Below are 19,398 nucleotides of genomic sequence, written 5' to 3'. Positions count from 1 at the left end.
GGCCGCACCTGCTCGAACTGGCGGTCCTGCAGCCACTCGCGCGCCTCGGCCACGGCCCTGGCGGCATCCGGCGCGTCGGCGGCCAGCGCGGCGCCCGCGCGGACCAGCAGTTGCGCGAGCGCGGCGACCTCGTCCGGGGTGAGGCAGACCGACCCGGGTTCGGGTCGGGTAGGGTTACTGCTGGGCATGAGGCATCCCCTCGTGTCCCGGGCCCCGGGGCGCCGCAAGCGCCGCCGGGGCCGCTGACGCCCCGTGCTCATGCCAGGATATTGCCGTGCCTACGCTCGCCCGTGACCTGCGTGACCTGCGGGTTTGCGTAGCGCTCAGCCGCTGAAGCTGCGCGACTACCTGGAGTAGGCGCAAGCCAAGAGTAGGCAGCGTAGTCACGAGACAGCGCAAGCGAACGGGCGCCCCGCGGGGCGCCCGTCGTCGTGCTGGCTGTGGTCTGCTGGTGCTACGGCAGCTTGTCGGTGGCCGGGCCGGTGGTCGAGGGTACGGTGCCGGCTGGTGTCATCCCCGGCTCGGGCCGGCTGGTGGTGCCGGTGGTGGTGCCGGCCAGGTCGGTGTCGTCCTTCTTGGCGCCGACCTTGCTCGTCACGAACTCCTTGGCCTTGCCCGCCTGCTCCTGCAGCCCGGTCGAGGCCTGCTCGACCTTGCCCTTGGCGGCGTCGGCGACCCGGTCCTTGCCGACCGCAACCGTCTTGTTGACCTCTCCGGAGAGGCGCTGAACGCCCGGGTTGTCCATGAACGCCCGGGCCGCCTCGGCGATCTGCTGATACCGCTCCCGGCCCGCCCTGGTGCCGAGCACGTAGCCGGCACCGAGGCCGACGAGCAGTCCGGCCTTGAACTTCACAGGCAACCTCCTGGTTCCACGGGTGGCAGGCTCTCTTCACCGATCCTACCCACCCAAAGGCAAGAGAACCGTTCTGATTCCCGCCCGCGGCTGGGCTGGCCCCCGGACCTGCGGGGTGAGGCCGCTCGGCGGGCGCCGCCCGCGGCGGGGCTTTGCCCTGGCCTGGGGTGCAGGGGCCGCTCGGCGGGCGCCGCTCGCTAGGGTGGCCCGCCCCGCTTCGCTCCGTCGGCGACCCGCCCGCCTCCCGGCCGGGCCGGGCTCGGGCTGGGTGCAGGGCCGCTCGCCGGGCGCCACCCGGCTATGGTGGCGCCGGACGATCGGGTGCGGAGGGAGGTCGCTGGTGGCGGTGGGGACGGCTCCGGGCGAGCGCCGCACGGCGGCGGGGGGCGCCGAGCGGCCGGTCCGGAGGTGGCCCTGGGCGCTGGCCTGGCTGGGTGCCGCCCTGGCCACGGCCGTGCTGGTCCGGCTGCCCGGCCCCGCCGTGGTCGACCCGGACGAGCACGCCGCCGCCCTGTACCTCGACCGCCTGGCCCACGGCCAGCGCCTCGAGGACCCGCTCCTCTCCACACCCAAGCCGCTGCTCACCCTCGTCCACGGGCTGGCGTGGGCGGGGACCCACGACTGGCGCCTGCTGACCGCGCTCACGGTGGCTGTGTTCGCGCTCGCCGTGGTCGGGTTCGCCGGGGCGGCCAGCCGGCTTGGCGGGTCACCGGCCGCCTGGGCGGCCGGCGTCGCCCTGCTCGGCTGGGGCGCGATCGTGCTCCAGGTGGCCAGGGGGAACTCGGTGGTCTGGGCCCTGGCCGGCTGGGCGGTGGCCGCCGCCGCGCTGACCGGGCGGGAGCGGCGCTGGGGGGTGGCCGCCGCTGCCCTGCTGCTGGCCGCTCTGGCCCGGACCGAGACCTGGCTCCTGCTCGCCCCGGCCGCCGCCTGGGGCGTTGTCGCCTGGCGGCGGGGCGAGCGCGGTGCCTGGCTGCTCCTCGTGCCGCTGGCCGCCCCGCTGCTCTGGCTCGGCCACGACCTGCTGCTCACCGGCGACGCCCTCTACTCGCTCCGCGTCCCGGAGCGCTACACCGGCCTCGTCGCCGGCCGGCGCCCGATCCCCCCGGCCGACTGGCTCGCGCTGGTCGGTCGGCGCTACGCCCGCTCGCCCCTGCTGGGCGCGCTCGCCCTCGCCGGGGTCTGGTGGCTTGCCCGCCGCCGGGCCTGGCCCTGGCTCGCCAGCCTTGCCGTGCTGGTGCCCGGGGTGCTCATCGTGCTCGGGATCGAGGCGGCCCGGGGCACCTACGTGTCCTGGCGCTACTTCGACCCCGCCGACCTGGGCGTCCGCCTGGCCGCTGCCCTCGGCGCCGCCTGGCTGGCCACCAGCCTGATCCGCTGGCTGGGCCAGGCCCGCGGCGCCCAGGGCAGCGGCGGGCGCCCGCACCTGGGGGGCAGGGTGGCCGTCCTGCCCGGTCGCCCAGCCCCGCCAGGGCCAGTCCAGGTGGCCGGGCGCCCGCACCTGGCGGATAGGGTGGCCGGGCGCCCGCACCTGGCGGGTAAGGTGGCCGGGCGCCTGCATGGGGTCACGGCCCGGGTTCTGCGCCGGGCTGGGGTCGCGGTCCGGGTTCTGCGCCAGGTTAAGGTCGCGGCCGGCGGGGTGGCGGCAGTGGCGCTGGTGGGGGCGGCCTGCTGGCCGCTCGCCCCGACTGACCCGGTGGTCGCCTCGACCTTGGACCGGGACACGCGCCTCAGCGCCAACGCGGCCGCTGCCGTGCGGCTGCTGCGGCCGGTCGCCGCCAAGCCGGGCACGGTCATGGCGGTGTCCGGACCCCAGCGGGTGCGGGTCGCCCTGGAGCTCGGGGTCCCGTTGGGGCGGGTCCGCGACCTCTACCTGGCCGCGCTGGCGAGCCCGCTCGACCAGGCCCTGGCCGGCACCGCGGCGGTCTTCCACGACGCCGACGGCGACCGGCCGGCCGAGCGCTTCGCCCCCCTCTCGGTCACCCGGCCGGCCCGGGTCGGCACGGTCACCGTGGTGCCCCTGCGGGCCGACCCAGGGCGCGGCCTGTACGTGCTGAGGGTCGAGGCCGGGTGACGGCCCGGGTGACAAGGACGGCACCGGGACCGGGGGAGGGTCGTCGCCGGCGCTGGGCGGGGCGCCGGGTCGATCGTAGGCGAGCTCCGGGGGCGAGACTCGAACTCGCAACCTTTCGGTTAACAGCCGATTGCTCTGCCGGTTGAGCTACCCCGGAATGGCGGCGTCGTCAAGCAACGCACCGACGAGACCCATGATGCTCCGGTGGGTCGCGCTGCAACTGTATCCGACCGTCACGCAACCATGCACATGCTTGGTGTGACGGATGGACGGATCCGGTACCGCGCGATACGGCTTCCCGAACTGGGGCTCGGGGATCCCGGTCACAGCGGACCAGTACGCCATAGCTACGCGCAGGTCGAGGCCCTCGTGCAGGTAGAGGAGCACCCGAAGTCGGGACTCGTCGATCTCGAAGAAGTGCCGGAGCCAGGAGCAGAAGAAGGCAATGATTCGACGGTCGCTGTTGGCGAAACGGACCCTACCGTCCTGCTTGGCGCCTTCCCCCGCATACAGGGCGACCCCGGCCATCAGGAACTCCCGCTCCGAGAGCTGGCCGACCCGGGCGCTCCCCTCCTGCACGAGCCGGTCGATCTCGGCCTGCTTGCGCCGCTGCAGGGCGTTCGGCTCCCGGCGCCGCCCACTGGTGACCCGGGGCCGGGGCTCAAAATCGACGTCGCGGACCCACAGCGACACGCTGCTCTTGGACACGTCGAGCCGCGCCGCGATCTCCGCCATCGTGAGGCCCTCTGCCCGGAGCAGGCGCGCCCGCTCCCGCTCCGCGACCTTGCCTCGGTATCCCATGACGGCATGATCCCGCACGGGTGCGACGAGCCGACCTTGCGTGTCCACAGGGCCCGGTGCCGACGCCGAAGAAGGCCAGGCGAGAGGGGGAGAGGTCAGCTCGCAAGAGCTGGCGGGGGTGCCATGACGTCGGCTGGCCTGGCGGCGGCGTCCAACCGGCGCCTCCTCTGGACGACGCCACGCTCCGTGCGCCGCCGGGCAGTTCTCACGGAGCCCGAAGAGCCGTGCCACCGTCGCCGGTCGTCATCGCAGCAGAAGGACCAGCGCGAGCTGGGTCAGGTCGAACAGCACGTGGGCGATGATCAGCGGCCACAGGCGGCGGGTGGCGTGGAACCAGATGGCGTAGACCAGGCCCAGGCAGAAGATCGTGAGGGCAGGGCCGAGGCCCTGGTACAGGTGCAGCAGGCCCCACAGCGCGGTCGGCAGCACGATGACGACCGCGGTCGGCGCCCGGAGCTGCTCGAGGCGGGTCTGGGCGTAGCCGCGCACCACCATCTCCTCCGTGACCCCTGCCGTGACCGCGATCACCAGGGCGTCGACGATCCGGAACCACAGCGGCAGCGCCTCGGGCAGGAAGTCCACGTTGTTGGAGCCGAGGCCGCTCAGCAGCGACCCCACCACGTACACGAGCACCCAGCTCGCCACCCACAGCACGGCACCCATGCCGGCGTCCGACGCGCGGAAGCGGTCGAGCCCGATCGCGGCGAGTCCCTCTCCCCTGCGAGCCAGCAGGTAGGCGAGCAGCACGACCGGGCCCCAGGCGAAGGCCAGGTCGATCAGGCCGAAGACGATGGCCGGGGTGAGCTCGTCGATCCCGCCGCTGCTGCCCTCTGGCGCGCCGAGCACGAGCAGCAGCAGGCCGGGCAGGCCCGGGAGGAATGCGAACACCAGCACCAGCGTCAGCTCGAGGGCCAGCGATGACCTGGGCGCGTTGGGCGGGGGCGGTGGGACGCGCTCTGGGCGTCGGGGCGACGGCCGCCAGCCCCCCAGCGGCCTGACCGGCGTGGGTGCCGGGGGCGCTGGCGCCGGACCAGGCTCGACCCAGCCCGGCGGCGACCCGCTGCCGGGCTCGGTCCATGCTGGTCCTGCGTGGTTGGGCGGCGCTGCCCAGCCTGGCGTCGGGCCTCGCCGGGCGGACCCGGGCAGGGATGATGGGGGGCCGTTCCCGGCCTGTCTCCAGCCCGGTCCGGCCGGAGGGCTGGGCTGCGCCGGACTGTGCCCGGGCTCCGGTCGTGGTGGTCTTGGCTGGTCCGGCTGCTCGGCCACGGCGGCTCCTGATCCTGGCGACGGACGCTAGGGTAGCCCAGGAACGGCGGCTTCTTCCCTCGGCCGGAGGACTATTCGACGTAACCGGCGGGTCAGTCCTCTGGCACCGGCGGGCCGGGTCGGCGGGTCAGTCCTCTGGCACCGGCGGGCCCGGTCAGCCGGTCAGCTCGCTGGCACCGGCGGGCCCGGTCAACCGGTCAGCTCTCTGCCAGCGGTGGGCCCGGCCGGCCGGTCAGCTCTGATCAGCCCTCCGACACCGGCGCCCTGCGGGCTTCGCCAGCCTCAGGCAGCCGGACCTCGCGCGCCGCAGGCAGACGAGCCGGCAGTCCATGCCGCTCCTCCTCGGATGGTCCCAGTCCGCTCGCGCCGTCGTCGGCGGGCCGGCCGTGTTGGCCGGCGTGAGCCAGGCGCTCGGCCCGGTCGTCGGCCAGCTCGACCACCCGCAGGTTGGCCTCGGTGTGCAGCAGGGCGGCCTCGATGAGCAGCGAGACGAGCGGCTCCTCGCGGTGGGCGAGCCGGAGCCGGCCGAGGGACGCCAGCTCGACCAGGTAGGACTCGCGCTGGATACGGGCGACCCGGTGGAGCGCCTCGGGACCGAGCTCGGCGGCCACGAACAGCTTGAGGAAGAAGTCGTCGCGATAGCCCCCCTGGCGGACGAAGGGCTGCTCGAGCCAGGACTCGAGCGCCTCCCTGCCCTCCTCGGTCATCGAGTAGACGTTCTTGTCCGGGCGGACGCGCTGGCTGACCACAGTGCGGGTCACCTGGCCCTCCCGGACCAGGCGGTCCAGGATCTGGTACAGGTGGCCGATGTTCAGCTCGCCCCACTGGGGCCCGATGGCCTGCTCGAAGCTCGCCTTGAGCTCGTAGCCGTAGCTCGGGCCGCGGGCGAGGAGCCCGAGGACGGCATGCTGGATCGGCATGTGACTCCCGTAGACTCGCGACTTCCGTGTCGATGCGGCCGTTGACCAGTGTATTGCACCAATGTATGGTCGGCCACCGGAGGCGTTCGGTCAAGCCTGGATGGAAGGATTCGTCTCCTTGGTCAGATTCCTCGCCAGCCAGCTGCGCTTCCGTTCTGCCCGCGCGCTCACCCTGGGCGCCGGCATCCTCGTCGCCGCCGTCAGCTTCACCCTCCTCACCTCGGCCGCGACCACCTCGCGGCTTCAGGTCCAGAGCACCGTCTCCCGCAACTTCCGCGGCGCCTACGACATCCTGGTCCGACCGGCCGACTCCTTCGCCCCGCTCGAGCGCGAAGCGGGCCTTGTCCGCCAGAACTACCTGGGTGGCATCTTCGGCGGTATCAGCCTACGCCAGTACGAAGACGTCAAACGCATCCCGGACGTCGAGGTGGCCGCGCCCATCGCCAACCTCGGGTACGTCGCCCCCGTCCAGAAGCTGCCGCTCACCATCGACGAGGTGCTCACCCGCGACCCGGTGCAGCTCTACCGGCTGCGCTACGACTGGCTGGTCAACCACGGCCTGTCCCGCTACAAGGGCGGCTCGGTCTACGTCTACTACACCAGCAGGCACAAGATGGTCGACGTCGAAGGCTTCCCGGTCGAGGAGCTCCCAGACGGCCGCAAGGCGCAGGTCTGCAACCCGCGCAACACCATGCCCGAGGGCAGCTACCTCGCCTGCTTCTCTGAGCGGTCGCCGCAGGCAGCCAGGCTCTCGGGACTCCCGCCGGGCCGGGTCGGCGGCGAGGCCGACGTGCAGACGCCGATCCTGCTGGCCGCGATCGACCCCGAGCAGGAGGCCAGGCTGGTGGGCCTGGACCAGACCATGGTCGCCGGCCGGTACCTGCGCGGCAGCGACGCTGCCTCCGTCCCGCCCCCCGGGGGGATGCGCCTGCGCACCGTCCCGGTCCTGGCCAGCTCCCGGCTCTACCTCGACCAGGTGCTCGAGACCTCGGTCGAGCGGCTGGAGGTGCCACCCGGCGTCGACGTCACCGACAAGCTCACGTCCCGGAGCGCCGGCCGCTTCCTGTCCCGCCTGCGTGGTCGGGTGGTGCAGCGGCAGACCCTCTCCCCGGTGTCGATCTACGAGCGGGCCCTCGAGCGCTTCTCCGGCCCGTCCACCGACGTCGGCTCGCTGCTGGCCGGCTACTGGAGCGTCTCGCCGGTCACCTACCGCACGCTCGGCGCCGACCGCCTCGCCCCCGTCCCCACCTCGAACTCCAACGACGTGTGGCGGCTCGGCTTCAGCGGCCGGGTGAAGCCTCCGGGCAGCGACGACGTCCAGTACCGGACCGTGCGCCTCCACGAGGGCTCCACCGAGGTGGGCCTGGACGAGGTCGTGCCCGCCCCGGCCATGCGCATCGTCGGCCGCTTCGACCCTGAGCGGCTGCGCGGCTTCAACCCACTGTCCCTGGTCCCGCTCGAGACCTACTACCCGCCCCAGGTCGAGCCGGCCGACGAGGCCGGCCGCAAGGCGCTCGAGGGGCGGCCGCTGCGCCCCACCACCAACATCGCCGGCTACCTGGCCCAGCCGCCGCTGCTGCTCACCACCATCAAGGCCCTGGACGCGCTCACCGACCCGAAGGCCTACCGCTCCGCCAACCATGCCGCGCCGGTCAGCGTGATCCGCATCCGCGTCGCGGGCGTGAGCGGCCCGGACCGGGTCAGCCGGGAGCGGATCCGCCGGGTCGCCGCCGCGATCGTGGCCAGGACCGGGCTGGCGGTCGACGTGACCGCCGGGTCCTCGCCCCACCTGCTGCGGGTCGACCTGCCCGCCGGCCGGGACGGGCAGCCGCCCATGCAGGTCAGCGAGGGCTGGGTCAAGAAGGGCGCAGCGATCGTGATCCTCGCCGCGCTCGACCACAAGAGCGTGGCCCTGTTCTTCCTCGTGCTGCTCACCTGCGCCTGCTTCGTCGCCAACGGTGCGTTCGCAGCGGTGCGGGCACGCCGGGCCGAGATCGGCATCCTGCGCTGCCTGGGCTGGTCGGCCAGCCGGGTCTTCGCGGTCGTCCTTGCCGAGCTGGCCGTCATCGGCCTGACCGCCGGGGTCCTCGGCGCGGTGCTCGCCACCGCGCTCGTGCGCGTGCTCCACCTGCGCATGGCGGTTGGCCAGACCGTTGTGGTGGTCCCGGTCGCCGTCTGGCTCGCGGTGGCCGCCGGCGTGCCGCCGGCCTGGCGGGCGGCCCGCATCGACCCGCTGGACGCCGTCCGCCCGCCGGCGGTGGGCGCGCGGGCCGGCTGGCCGGTGCGCAGCGTCGGCGCGATGGCGCTCGCCAACCTCGGCCGCGTCCCGGGCCGCACCCTGCTCGGGGTCGCCGGTCTGGCCGTGGGCGTGGCCGCGTTCACGACCCTGCTCGCGATCAACTTCGCGTTCCGGGGCAGCGTCAGCGGCACGTTGCTCGGCAACCTGCTCGCCGTGCAGGTCCGCGGGGTCGACTTCGCCAGCGCCCTGCTCGCCATCGGGCTGGGCGGCCTGTCAGTGGCCGACGTCATGTTCCTCAACTTCCGCGAGCGCAACGCGGAGCTGGTCACCCTGGCGACCACCGGATGGGGCGCGCGGGACCTGGCCCTTCTGGGGATGCTCGAGGGGGCCGGCATGGGCGTGCTCGGCAGCCTCGGCGGGATGGCCCTTGGCCTCGGCGCGGCCGCGCTGCTCGGGCAGACCGCGATCGGCGGGCTCGCCCTGGCCGGTGCGGTCGCCGGGCTCGCCGGGGTCGCCGTGGTGGCCGTCCTCTCGCTCGTCCCCCTCCAGGCCATGCGCACCCTGTCCGCCGCCACCGTCCTCGCCGAGGAGTAGCCGATGAGCGGGTTCGCCGTCACCCTCGAGAACGTCCGGCGCCACTTCCCGATCCCCGGCGGCCAGGTGGTGCGCGCCCTCGACGACTTGACCCTGGCCGTGGCAGCCGGGTCGGCGGTGGCCGTCACCGGACCGTCGGGGTCGGGCAAGTCCACCCTGCTCCACCTGGTCGGTGCGATGGAGAGGGCCGACGAGGGCCGGCTCGTGGTCGGCGACCACGACCTGACCAAGCTGGACAGGGCCAGGCGGGCGCGCTACCGGCGCACGATCGGGTTCGTGTTCCAGCGCTTCCACCTGCTGCCTGCCCTGACCGTGCTGGACAACGTGGTGGCGCCCGTGCTGCCCTACCACACCCCGTTCGACAAGTTCGAGCGCGCCCGCGAGCTGCTGGCCGCCGTCGACCTGACCGACCGGGCCGACTCGCTGCCGTCCCGGCTGTCCGGCGGCCAGCAGCAGCGCGTGGCGATCGCCAGGGCCCTGGTCAACGACCCCGGGCTGGTGCTGGCCGACGAGCCGACCGGCAACCTCGACTCGGGCACCGGGGCCGAGATCATGGAGCTGCTGCTCGACCTGCGGGCCGAGCGCGGCATGACCGTGCTGGTGGCCACCCACAACCCCCTGGTGGCCAGCCGCTGCGACCGCGTCGTCAAGCTCCACGACGGCCGGGTCACCGACGACCTCGGTCTGCATCCGGGCGCCCCCGAGGTGGACGTGCTCGCCCAGATCGGACGCCTGAGCGGCAGTGGCTGAGCAGGGCACCGATGAGCTGCCGCGCAGCCAGGTAGGCTGCGCCTCATGCTCGAGATCCGGCCCGTGACCGACGGCGACCGCGCCTGGGTCGTGGAGTTCCTCGAGCTCGTGTGGGGGTCGGTCTGGGCCGCCGCCCACGGCGAGCTGATGGACTGCTCTCGCCATCCCGGCTTCCTCGCCCGCCTGGACGGCGAGCGGTCCGGCCTGCTCACCTACCGGATCGAGGGCGGCGACTGCGAGGTGACGAGCCTCGCCAGCCTCCGCGAAGGTCGCGGCGCCGGGCGGGCGCTGCTGGACGCCGCCCGCGACCGGGCGGTGGCGGCTGGCTGCGACCGCCTCTGGCTCATCACCACCAACGACAACACCCGGGCCCTGCGGGTCTACCAGCGATGGGGCATGGACCTGGTCGCGCTCCACCGCCACGCGCTCCGCCAGAGCCGCCGGCTCAAGCCGTCCATCCCCGAGCTCGGCAACGACGGCATCCCGCTCGACCACGAGCTGGAGCTCGAGCTGCGCCTTCAGCCCCGGTCAAGTCCCCACGGCGTGCGGGCTTCCGGCTCCCTGACGGCCCAGGATGGATGACCGTGGCGCCGATGCATGACCGACGCTCCGGGCGACGCCATGTCGGCCCGCGGGGCCTGCCTGCCACGAGGCGGCGCCGATGCGTGGCCGGCGCTCCGGGCGACGTGCGGATCTGATGCCATCCGCGCCGGGCGGCGTTGTCGCGGCGAGCTGGTAGCTTCAGGCAGGTCACGGGGCGCGGGCGTCGGGTCGGGCGCCTGCTGGCGGCGATGGGGGCGGGATCGGGGAGGCATGGTGGCGACGCTCACGGCGGAGCAGGTGCTCGCGCTGGCACCCGACGCCGCGGCCGCTTCGGCGGGCCGGGGCGTGGCCAGCGCCAGCCGCTGGGTGTCAATGGGCCGGTCCAGCGAGGCGGTGTGGGGCGAGTACCGGGGCAGCGGCAGGCACCCGTACCAGACCCAGGCCGACCTCGGCGGGCCCGCCTACCGCTGCACCTGCCCGAGCCGCAAGCTTCCCTGCAAGCACGCCCTCGGCCTGCTGCTCCTGCTCGCCGGTGAGCACGTCGCGGTGCCCGAGGCCGCCCCGCCCGGATGGGTGACCGAGTGGCTCGCAGCCAGGGCCGAGCGGGCCGCCCGCCGCGCTGAGGCCGCGTCCCGCGAGCGGGTGGCCGCCGCGCCCGACCCGGCCGTCCAGGCCAGGCGGGTGGCCAGCCGCGCCGTCAAGGTCGAGGCGGGCGTGGCCGAGCTCGGCCTGCTGCTCCGCGACGTGGTCCGCGGCGGGCTGGCCGCGCCCCGGTCCGCCCGCTTCTGGGAGGAGGCCGCCGCGCGCATGGTGGACGCCCAGGCGCCTGGCCTGGCCGGCCGGCTGCGCCGGGTCGCCGGCCTGCCCAGGGTGGGGGAGGGCTGGCCCGAGCGGCTGCTCGAGGAGCTGGCACGCCTCCACCTGCTGGTCCAGGCCCACCGCCGCCTCGACCAGCTACCGCCGGCGACCCGGGCCGACGTCCGCGCCCTGATCGGCTGGCCCCAGCCCAAGGACGAGCTGCTCGTCCAGCCCGGCCTGCGGGACCGCTGGGGAGTGGTCGCGCACCGGGTGGCCGACGAGGACCGCCTGCGCGTGCAGCGGACCTGGCTCTGGGGCGGCCGCAGCGGCCGACCCGCCCTGCTGCTCGACTTCGCACCGGCCGGCCAGCCGCTGCCCGCCGGGCCGCCGCCCGGCTCCGGGCTCGACGCCGAGCTGGTCTTCTACCCCGGCAGCACACCCCTGCGGGCGCTGGTCAAGGCCGAGCACGGCGGTCGCGTCGAGTTCCCGGCCATGCGGCCCGGGCTCGCCACCGTCGAGGACGCGTACGCGGCGTACGCCGCCGCGCTGGCCGCCAACCCGTGGGCCGGGCCCCTCCCGGTCGTGCTCGACGCGGTGGTGCCGGTCCTGCGGCGCGGCTGGGTGCTGCGTGACACGGCCGGCGGCTGCCTGCCCATCAGTCCCTGGTTCGGCGCCGGCTGGCAGCTCGCCGCGCTCGCCGGGGGCCGGCCGGTGCGGGTCTTCGGCGAGTGGGACGGCGAGCACCTGCTCCCGCTCGCCTTGCTCGCCGGAGGCCGGCTCGCCACCGCCGACCGGTGGGCGTGACCGCCGTGGACCCCTGGCAGGAGCTGCTCGCGACCGCGCTGCTCGGCACCGCCCGCCGCCCCCTGCCCCCCGCCGGCACCACGGCCGGGGACCGGCTCGGCTCCCTGCTGGCGGACCTCGCCGAGGCTCGGGGTCCCGTGGGCGTGCCCGGCGGCCGGGACGTCGAGGGCCTGCTGCTGTCGGCGGCCGCAGCGGTCGCGCTGCACCGGCGGGCAGGGAGGCGGCCCGCCGTCGACCCGGGCCCGCCACCCGAGCCGTGCCCGCCGGACGAGGCGCCACCATGCGGCCGGGTCGCCGCCGGGCACCTCGCCCTGGTGCTCCGCGGCGGCTACGGCGACCTGCTGCCCGAGTGGCTGGACGCCCTGGCCGCCGCTGGCCGGCGCCTGCCCGAGGAGCACCTGCCAGCGCTCCTGGACCTGGCGCGCGACCGGCCCGAGCTGCGCGCCGCCGTCGACCCGGTGCTCGGCCGGCGCGGCCGCTGGCTCGCCGCCCAGAACCCGGCCTGGTCGTGGGCACTGGACGCCGACCCGGAGGCGGCCTGGCGTTCGGGCGGCCGGGCCGAGCGGCTGGCGCTGCTCGACGCGCTCCGGGCGACCAGCCCGGACGCCGCCCGCGCGCTGGTCGAGACGACCTGGGACGAGGAAGGCGCCGAGCTGCGCGCGGCCATGGTCGAGCGGCTCCACGCCGGGCTGGCAATGGCCGACGAGCCGTTCCTCGAGGCCGCCCTGGACGACCCGGCCGGCGGGGTCCGCCGCGCCGCCGCGGCGCTGCTCGCCTGCCTGCCCGGCTCCCGCCTGTGCGCCCGCATGACCGGGCGTGCCCTGCCCCTGCTGCGGCTCGGCCCCGGGCCGCGGCCCCGGCTGGAGGCGACGCTGCCCACGGAAGTGGATGCCGGCATGGCCCGCGACGGGGTGGTGCCGCTGCGCCGTTCCGGCGTGGGGGAGCGAGCCGGCTGGCTGCTCCAGCTCGTCGCGGCCGTGCCCCCCGACGCCTGGTGTGAGCGGCTCGGCCGCGACCCCGCCGAGCTCCTCACCCTGGCCGCCCGCGACGGCACGGACGCCTTCGGGGCGGCGGCCACCTTGGGTGCGGTCGTGCTCGGGGGCTGGGCCACGGCCGCCAGCCGCCAGCGCGACAGCGCCTGGGCCGGAGCGCTCCTCGAGGGCTGGTGGGCCACGCCCGCCGGCCGCCCGGGCGACACCCCGTGGGCCGCGGTGCTCCTCGCCGCCCCGGCCCTGCCGGGCCCGGTCTTCGCCGGCCTGGTCGCCGCGCTCCCACCGGAGCAGCGGGAGGCGCTCGCCCTGCGCCTGCTGCGCGACACCGACTCCGCCGGGGCGCCCGAGCCCGTGGTCCTGTCCGTGCTCCGCGCCTGCCGGCGCCCGCTGAGCGGGCGGCTCGGCCGGGCGGTGCTCGCGCACGTTGGGCGCACCGCCACCGCCAGCCCGTATGCGGCGCACCACCGCTCGTCCCTGGACGAGCTGGCCCGCATCCTGCCCGCCGGCCTGGCCGGGGACGCGGCCGCCGCCCTGGGCCGGGCCAGGCACGAGGCGCCCCGGGCCAGAGCGGCCGCCCTCGACCGCTTCCTCGACGTCCTCACGCTCCGCCGTGACATCCACCGTGACATCCACGAAGGAGATCGCCCGTGACGTCCACTCGTGACATCCACGAGGGAGATCGCCCGATGACCCCTACGGTGCTGCGCCCCCACGCCGAGCAGCTCCACGCCGAGGAGCTGGCCGAGCTGGCAGCCTCCGACCGGCGGCAGCGGCCGCCGAGCTGGCGCCTCTCGCCCTGGGCGGTGGCCACCTACCTGCTCGGCGGGACCCTCGACTCGGGCTTCGAGGTCACCCCGAAGTATGTCGGCAGCCGCCGGCGGATCGAGGTGGCGATCGCGACCCTCACCACCGACCGGGCGCTGCTGCTGCTCGGGGTGCCCGGGACGGCCAAGACCTGGGTGTCGGAGCACCTGGCGGCGGCCATCTCGGGCGACTCCACCATGCTGGTCCAGGGCACCGCCGGCACCTCGGAGGAGCAGGTCCGCTACGGCTGGAACTACGCCCGCCTGCTCGCCGACGGCCCGAGCCGCCAGGCGCTGGTGCCCGGCCCGGTCCTGCGGGCCATGGCCGCCGGCAAGGTCGTCCGGGTCGAGGAGCTGACCCGCATCCCCTCCGAGGTCCAGGACGCGCTGATCACCATCCTGTCGGAGAAGGCCCTGCCCCTGGCCGAGCTCGGCGAGGAGGTCCAGGCGGTGCCCGGCTTCAACCTCATCGCGACCGCCAACAGCCGCGACCGGGGCGTGAACGAGCTGTCCAGCGCGCTCAAGCGCCGCTTCAACACCGTGGTGCTCCCGGTACCCGACACCGCCGAGGAGGAGGTCGACATCGTGCGCCGCCGGGTCGAGAGCCTCGGCCGCGCCCTCGAGCTGCCCGCCGAGCCGCCCGCCCTCGGGGAGATCCGCCGGGTCGTGACCGTGTTCCGGGAGCTCCGTAACGGCGAGTCGGCCGACGGCCGGACCAGGCTCAAGTCGCCCAGCGGCACGCTGTCGACCGCCGAGGCGATCTCGGTGGTCTCGAGCGGGCTGGCGCTCGCCGCCCACTTCGGCGACGGCCGGCTGCGCGCCGGGGACCTCGCCGCTGGGCTCGTCGGCACGGTCGTCAAGGACCCGGTCCAGGACGAGCTGGTGTGGCGCGAGTACCTCGAGACGGTCGTCAAGGAGCGCGAGGGCTGGTCCGACCTGTACCGCGCCTGCCGGGACGTGGTCGCGTGAGACACCCTTGGTCAACCACCGTCCCAGGCAGCCCGGCCGCGGCGAGCTGGAACGGGTCGAGCCTGGCCGGGGCGGGGGAGCGCCGGTGACGGTGCGCGTGTTCGGGATCCGGCACCACGGGCCCGGGTCGGCCCGGAGCCTGCGCCGGGCGCTCGACGAGTGGCGGCCCGACGCGGTGCTCGTCGAGGGCCCGCCCGAGGCCGACGCGGTGCTGCCGCTCGCCGCCCACCCTGGCCTGCGGCCGCCGGTCGCGCTGCTCGTCTACCGCAGGGACGAGCCGAGCCGGGCCGTGTTCTACCCGTTCGCGGTCTTCTCGCCCGAGTGGCAGGCGCTGCGCTGGGCGCTGGCCGCCGGTGCGGCCGCCCGGTTCATCGACCTGCCACAGGCCAACCAGCTCGCCGTCGACCCCGGCGCCAACCAGCTCGCCGTCGACCCCGGCGACGAGGACGCCGCGCCCGGGGCGCCCGCCCCCATCCGCGACGACCCGCTCGGTGCCCTGGCACGGGCCGCGGGCGACGACGACGGCGAGCGCTGGTGGGAGCGCATGGTCGAGCAGCGGCGCGACGGGGCCGACCTGTTCGCCGCGGTGCTCGAGGCCATGGCCGCCGTGCGTGAGGCCGTGCCCGACCCCGAGCCGCTCGAGGCGGCCAGGGAGGCGTTCATGCGCCAGCGGGTCCGGGCCGCGGTCCGGGAAGGGTTCGAGCGGGTCGCGGTGGTCTGCGGCGCCTGGCACGCCCCCGCCCTGGCCCTGATGCCCCCCGCCGGGCCGGACGCCGCGCTGCTCAAGGGGATGGCCAGGGTCAAGGTGGAGGCGACCTGGGCGCCCTGGACCTACGGGCGCCTGCTGGCCGACAGCGGCTACGGCGCCGGGGTCGCCTCGCCCGGCTGGTACCACCACCTGTGGTCGGCGCCTGGCGACGTCGCCGGGCGCTGGCTGACCATGGTGGCCCGGCTGCTGCGAGCCGAGGACCTCGACGCGTCGACCGCCCAGGTGGTCGACGCGGCCCGGCTTGCCGAGGCGACCGCCGCCCTCCGGGACCGGGCCGCCCCGGACCTGGCCGACCTGCACGCGGCCACCAGGGCGGTGCTCTGCTTCGGCAGCGACCTGCCGATGCGCCTGATCCATGACCGGCTGGTGGTGGGGGAGCGGCTCGGCGAGGTCCCCGCTGGCGCGCCGCTGGTCCCGATCCAGCAGGACCTGCTCCGCGAGCAGCGCCGCCTGCGGCTGCGGCCTGAGGCCTCGCGCCGCCTGCTCGACCTGGACCTGCGCCGCCCCAACGACCGCGAGCGCAGCCGCCTGCTCCACCGGCTGGCCCTGCTCGGCGTGCCCTGGGGGGAGCCGGAGGCGGTCGCGGGCAAGGCGGGCACGTTCCATGAGCTGTGGCACCTGCAGTGGGACCCGGTCCTCGCGGTCGGGCTGGTCGAGGCGTCGGTGTGGGGGACGACCGTGCACGCCGCGGCCACCGCCCGGGCCAGGCACGAGGCCGACGCAGCCGGGCACCTGGTCGGGCTCGGCGAGCTGCTCGACCAGGCCCTGCTGGCTGGTCTGCCCGAGGCGACCGCCCGCGTGGTCGACCGGCTGCACGAGGTCGCCGCCGTCGCCGGCGACGTCGCCGAGCTGGCCGACGCCCTGCCTCCCCTGGCCCGTGTCGTCCGCTACGGCGACGTCCGGGGCTCCGACGCGGGCGAGGTCGGCAGGGTCGTCGACGGGCTCGTCGCGCGGGTGTGCGTCGGGCTGCCGGCCGCGTGCGCCTCCCTTGACGACGACGCGGCCCAGGCCATGGCCGAGCGGGTCGTGGGCGTCAACGGGGCCGTCGCGCTGCTCGGCGACCCCGGGCACCGCTTGGCCTGGCACGCCGTGCTCGGCCGGCTCGCCGACCAGCGCGGCCTGCACGGCCGCCTGGCCGGCCGCTGCACCCGCCTGCTGCTCGACGCCGGCGTCTACGGCGGCGAGGAGGCGGCCCGGCGCATGTGGCGGGCCTTGTCGCCGGGGACCGGGCCCGGCGAGGCGGCCGCCTGGGTCGAGGGGTTCCTCGAGGGCAGCGGCCTGCTGCTCGTCCACGACGACGCCCTGTGGAGCGTGCTCGACGGCTGGGTCACCGGCCTGCCCGAGGAGTCGTTCACCACCTGCCTGCCCCTGCTGCGGCGTACCTTCGCCGGCTTCCCGGCCGCCGAGCGGCGGCAGATCGGCGAGCGGGTCCGCGCCGGCCGCTCCCTGGCCGCCGCCCGCGGCTGGGACGGCGGCGAGCTCCACACCGGCCGGGCCGACTCGGTCCTGCCCCTGCTCCGCCTGGTCCTCGGGCTCCCCGGCGAGCCGGAGGGGGGGAGGGGGGCGCAGTGACCGGCGACGAGCGGCTGCGCCGCTGGCGGCTGGTGCTCGGCGGCGAGGCGGCCGACGGGACCGGGGCGCGGCTCGCGCCGGCAGACCTGCGGCTGGACGCCGCCCTGCGGGCGCTCTACGACGCCGACCGCTCCGGCGGGCTCGGCAGCTCCGCGCCGAGCGTCGCCCGCTGGCTGGGGGACATCCGCGCGTACTTCCCGGCGCCGGTGGTGCAGGTGCTGCAACGGGACGCGATCGACCGGCTCGGGCTGCACCGCATGCTGCTCGAGCCGGAGACGCTCGCCGCCGTCGAGCCCGACGTCCACCTCGTAGCCGACCTCATCGCCCTGCGCGGGGTGCTGCCCGCGACGACCCGGGACACCGCCCGGACGGTGGTGCGCCGCGTGGTCGACGACCTGGAGCGGCGGCTCGCCCAACCCCTGCGCCAGGCGGTGACGGGCAGCCTGCACCGGGCCACGCGCACCCGCCGGCCGCGGGCGGGCGAGATCGACTGGGACCGGACGATCCGCGCCAACCTGCGCCACTACCAGCCGGCCTACCGCACGGTCGTGCCAGAGACACTGGTCGGGCACGGCCACCGGCGGTCGAGCCTGCGCCACGTCGTGGTCTGCGTCGACCAGAGCGGGTCGATGGCCACGTCGGTCGTGCACGCCGGGGTGCTGGCCGCCGTGCTCGCCTCCCTGCCCTCGCTCCACACCCGCCTGGTCGTGTTCGACACCGCCGTGGTCGACCTCACCGACCAGCTCGCCGACCCGGTCGAGGTCCTGTTCGGCACCCAGCTCGGCGGCGGGACCGACATCAACCGGGCCCTCACCTACTGCCAGCAAGTGGTCGAGCGGCCCGCCGACACGATCCTCGTGCTCGTCAGCGACCTGTACGAGGGCGGCGACCGCGACGCGATGCTCGCCCGCGCCGCCACCCTGGTCCGTTCCGGGGTCCAGCTGGTGGCGCTGCTGGCCCTCAACGACGACGGCGCCCCGAGCTTCGACCACGCCCTTGCAGCCGACCTGGCCGACCTCGGCGTCCCCGCGTTCGCCTGTACCCCCGACGCCTTCCCGGACCTGATGGCCGCCGCCATCAACCGCGACGACCTCGGCCGCTGGGCCGCCGACCGCGGCATCACCACCGTCCGCGCCCCCGACGCGTGACAGCAGCCAGCAGCTTTCCTCCGGAACGGCGTCAGTGCGAGCGGTGGCCAGTCACCGTGGCAGTCAGTCGGTGCCCGTCCCGTCCGACAGGGGTCCGGATCCCCTCGCCGACAGCGTCCGGAACGCTCCCCCGACAGGGTCCCGAACACCCCCCGACAGGGTCCCGAACACCCCCCGACAGGGTGACGAGGCCGAGCGCGTTGCCCCTAGCGTGATTGGCGTCACTTCGGTGCATGTGGTGTGGTAAGGACACCGACCTGAAAGGGCGGGTCCATGGAGGTCAGCGGGCGGCGGATGCGGGGACGGTGGTGATGCCGCGGTCGCCCGATCCGGTGGTGCTGGTCGGTGACCTCAACTCACAGCCGGACGACGCGGCCGGTGCCTACGGGACGTTCACTGCCGCCGGGTACGTCGACGCCTGGGTGGTGGTCCACGGCCCGGCGGGCGGCTTCACCGCCGGGCAGACCGAACTGCTGGACAACGTCCCTTCCAAGCTGGACCACCGGATCGACTACGTGCTGTACCAGCCGCAGGACGTTGAGGCCGTGACAGCCGAGGTGACCGGCGAGGAGCTCGATGACCGCACCGCTGGCGGCCTATGGCCGTCCGACCACGCGGGGGTGGTTGCCACGCTTGTGATCCGGTGACGACCCTGTGACCGCTTGCCGGCACGGCCCAGGTCGTCGACCAGGATGTTCGGCAGCCGTCTGCCTTGATGCTGCTCGAACCAGCCCGAGAACCACCGAGCCCGAGAACCGCTGCCCGCCTTCAACCTCCCGGCGCGCCGGATGGAGGTGGCCATGAGGACCATCTTCGCGGTCGCTGGTGTGCTTTGGGCGTCTCCGCCACCGCCCAGCTCTCTGACCTCGTCGCCGCAACCCTCTCAGAGGTCGTAGTTGTGATCCTGGGGTTCGCGGCCTGGCCCGATCGCTTCAGGCACGCCCGTGACCTGCTTCTTTGCCTTCCAACGCTTGCCATCTTCTGTCGTGGTTCGTTGACCTCGGACGGACTGGCGACGGCCTGGCCGCAGGATGGACGACCTCAAGCGCCGGCAGCTTGCATTGGTCATACTGCCGCCATGTGGGTGATCGTGGGCTGCATCGTGCTGGTGCTCGCCGGGCTGGCCGCCGTGGTCGGCTGGGGCGGCCTGGCGGTCGAGCCGCCGCCCGCGCCGGCACCGCCCACGGCCGGCCCGACCGCCCCGCCGCCGGTGGGCGTCGTCGTCCGCCGCTACCTCTGGTACCTGGTGCTGGCGGTGGCAGCGGGCGCGGCCGCGGGCATCCTGGCCGCCGGGGCGGGCGGGCGCCTGGTGATGCGGCTGCTGGCGGTGACCGCCGGCGCCGACGCCCAAGGCCGGATCACCGAGGCCGAGGAGATCGTGGGCCGCATCAGCGTCGACGGCACGATCGGGTTTGTCGTGTTCACCGGCCTGTTCTTCGGTCCGGTCTCGGCGGTCGGCTACCTGCTGCTGCGCCGCTGGCTGCCGGCCGGGCGGGCTGGTGGCCT

Annotated in this window: 16 protein-coding genes and 1 tRNA gene; 11 read left to right on the top strand and 6 right to left on the bottom strand. The window is 75.3% G+C overall.

The genetic code is table 11. From position 1 onward, the window contains the following. On the bottom strand, window positions 1-188 hold a 188-nt coding region (locus tag VG276_31490), incomplete at its 3' end, for a hypothetical protein (protein ID HEV8653801.1). A gap of 266 nt (window positions 189-454) precedes the next feature. Beyond that, window positions 455-853, bottom strand: a complete 399-nt coding sequence (locus tag VG276_31485; protein ID HEV8653800.1) for a hypothetical protein — start codon at window positions 851-853, stop codon at window positions 455-457. A gap of 340 nt (window positions 854-1,193) precedes the next feature. Here VG276_31485 and VG276_31480 point away from each other — a divergent pair, with 340 nt between their 5' ends. Next, window positions 1,194-2,924 (top strand): hypothetical protein, encoded by a 1,731-nt coding sequence (locus VG276_31480; GenBank protein HEV8653799.1) that lies wholly within the window; start codon window positions 1,194-1,196, stop codon window positions 2,922-2,924. A gap of 84 nt (window positions 2,925-3,008) precedes the next feature. On the opposite strand, the gene VG276_31475 is transcribed toward VG276_31480, so the two are convergent. From VG276_31475 to VG276_31460, 4 genes are all read right to left on the bottom strand, one after another. Then, window positions 3,009-3,081 (bottom strand) — tRNA-Asn (locus VG276_31475). Continuing rightward, window positions 3,072-3,725 carry a helix-turn-helix domain-containing protein gene (locus VG276_31470; GenBank protein HEV8653798.1) on the bottom strand — a complete coding sequence of 218 codons (654 nt, stop codon included), beginning with the start codon at window positions 3,723-3,725 and terminating at the stop codon, window positions 3,072-3,074. The genes VG276_31475 and VG276_31470 overlap by 10 nt, the downstream gene beginning before the upstream one ends. 243 nt (window positions 3,726-3,968) lie before the next feature. Beyond that, window positions 3,969-4,619: a CPBP family intramembrane glutamic endopeptidase gene (locus tag VG276_31465; protein HEV8653797.1), complete on the bottom strand. Its 651-nt coding sequence runs from the start codon at window positions 4,617-4,619 to the stop codon at window positions 3,969-3,971. Between the two features lie 614 nt (window positions 4,620-5,233). Continuing rightward, window positions 5,234-5,911 carry a PadR family transcriptional regulator gene (locus VG276_31460; GenBank protein ID HEV8653796.1) on the bottom strand — a complete coding sequence of 226 codons (678 nt, stop codon included), beginning with the start codon at window positions 5,909-5,911 and terminating at the stop codon, window positions 5,234-5,236. A gap of 118 nt (window positions 5,912-6,029) precedes the next feature. Here VG276_31460 and VG276_31455 point away from each other — a divergent pair, with 118 nt between their 5' ends. The 10 genes from VG276_31455 to VG276_31410 form a co-directional block, all read left to right on the top strand. Beyond that, complete coding sequence (locus VG276_31455; protein ID HEV8653795.1) at window positions 6,030-8,744, top strand: ABC transporter permease; 2,715 nt, start codon at window positions 6,030-6,032, stop codon at window positions 8,742-8,744. 3 nt (window positions 8,745-8,747) lie between these two features. After that, a complete protein-coding gene (locus VG276_31450; GenBank protein ID HEV8653794.1) occupies window positions 8,748-9,494 on the top strand; it encodes an ABC transporter ATP-binding protein in 747 nt (248 codons plus the stop codon). A gap of 45 nt (window positions 9,495-9,539) precedes the next feature. After that, complete coding sequence (locus VG276_31445) at window positions 9,540-10,076, top strand: GNAT family N-acetyltransferase (protein ID HEV8653793.1); 537 nt, start codon at window positions 9,540-9,542, stop codon at window positions 10,074-10,076. A 231-nt stretch (window positions 10,077-10,307) separates the two neighbouring features. Further along, a complete protein-coding gene (locus tag VG276_31440; GenBank protein ID HEV8653792.1) occupies window positions 10,308-11,639 on the top strand; it encodes an SWIM zinc finger family protein in 1,332 nt (443 codons plus the stop codon). Then, the gene (locus VG276_31435; protein HEV8653791.1) at window positions 11,636-13,282 is read left to right on the top strand and encodes a DUF5691 domain-containing protein; all 1,647 of its coding nucleotides are present in this window, start codon (window positions 11,636-11,638) and stop codon (window positions 13,280-13,282) included. Before VG276_31440 ends, VG276_31435 begins: the two co-directional genes overlap by 4 nt. A gap of 35 nt (window positions 13,283-13,317) precedes the next feature. Continuing rightward, entirely contained in the window at window positions 13,318-14,403 is a 1,086-nt protein-coding gene (locus VG276_31430) for an AAA family ATPase (GenBank protein ID HEV8653790.1), read from the top strand. A gap of 85 nt (window positions 14,404-14,488) precedes the next feature. Further along, on the top strand, window positions 14,489-16,744 hold the full coding sequence (locus VG276_31425; GenBank protein ID HEV8653789.1) for a DUF5682 family protein: 2,256 nt from the start codon (window positions 14,489-14,491) through the stop codon (window positions 16,742-16,744). After that, window positions 16,741-17,892, top strand: a complete 1,152-nt coding sequence (locus tag VG276_31420; protein ID HEV8653788.1) for a VWA domain-containing protein — start codon at window positions 16,741-16,743, stop codon at window positions 17,890-17,892. The genes VG276_31425 and VG276_31420 overlap by 4 nt, the downstream gene beginning before the upstream one ends. 311 nt (window positions 17,893-18,203) lie before the next feature. Then, window positions 18,204-18,539 carry an endonuclease/exonuclease/phosphatase family protein gene (locus VG276_31415; protein HEV8653787.1) on the top strand — a complete coding sequence of 112 codons (336 nt, stop codon included), beginning with the start codon at window positions 18,204-18,206 and terminating at the stop codon, window positions 18,537-18,539. A 431-nt stretch (window positions 18,540-18,970) separates the two neighbouring features. Beyond that, window positions 18,971-19,398: hypothetical protein (locus VG276_31410; protein HEV8653786.1), on the top strand; the 428-nt coding region annotated here is incomplete at its 3' end.

Source organism: Actinomycetes bacterium, from assembly GCA_036000965.1.
GTDB lineage: Bacteria > Actinomycetota > CALGFH01 > CALGFH01 > CALGFH01 > DASYUT01.
The sequence above is the reverse complement of the archived record's forward strand: the minus strand, read 5'-3'. Positions and strand labels throughout refer to the sequence as shown.

Coding starts and splice junctions, on each gene's coding strand:
- VG276_31470 (HEV8653798.1), bottom strand. CDS start 3,725: ATGGGATACCGAGGCAAGGTCGCGGAGCGGGAGCGGGCGCGCCTGCTC.
- VG276_31460 (HEV8653796.1), bottom strand. CDS start 5,911: ATGCCGATCCAGCATGCCGTCCTCGGGCTCCTCGCCCGCGGCCCGAGC.
- VG276_31450 (HEV8653794.1), top strand. CDS start 8,748: ATGAGCGGGTTCGCCGTCACCCTCGAGAACGTCCGGCGCCACTTCCCG.
- VG276_31445 (HEV8653793.1), top strand. CDS start 9,540: ATGCTCGAGATCCGGCCCGTGACCGACGGCGACCGCGCCTGGGTCGTG.
- VG276_31440 (HEV8653792.1), top strand. CDS start 10,308: ATGGTGGCGACGCTCACGGCGGAGCAGGTGCTCGCGCTGGCACCCGAC.
- VG276_31430 (HEV8653790.1), top strand. CDS start 13,318: ATGACCCCTACGGTGCTGCGCCCCCACGCCGAGCAGCTCCACGCCGAG.
- VG276_31415 (HEV8653787.1), top strand. CDS start 18,204: ATGCCGCGGTCGCCCGATCCGGTGGTGCTGGTCGGTGACCTCAACTCA.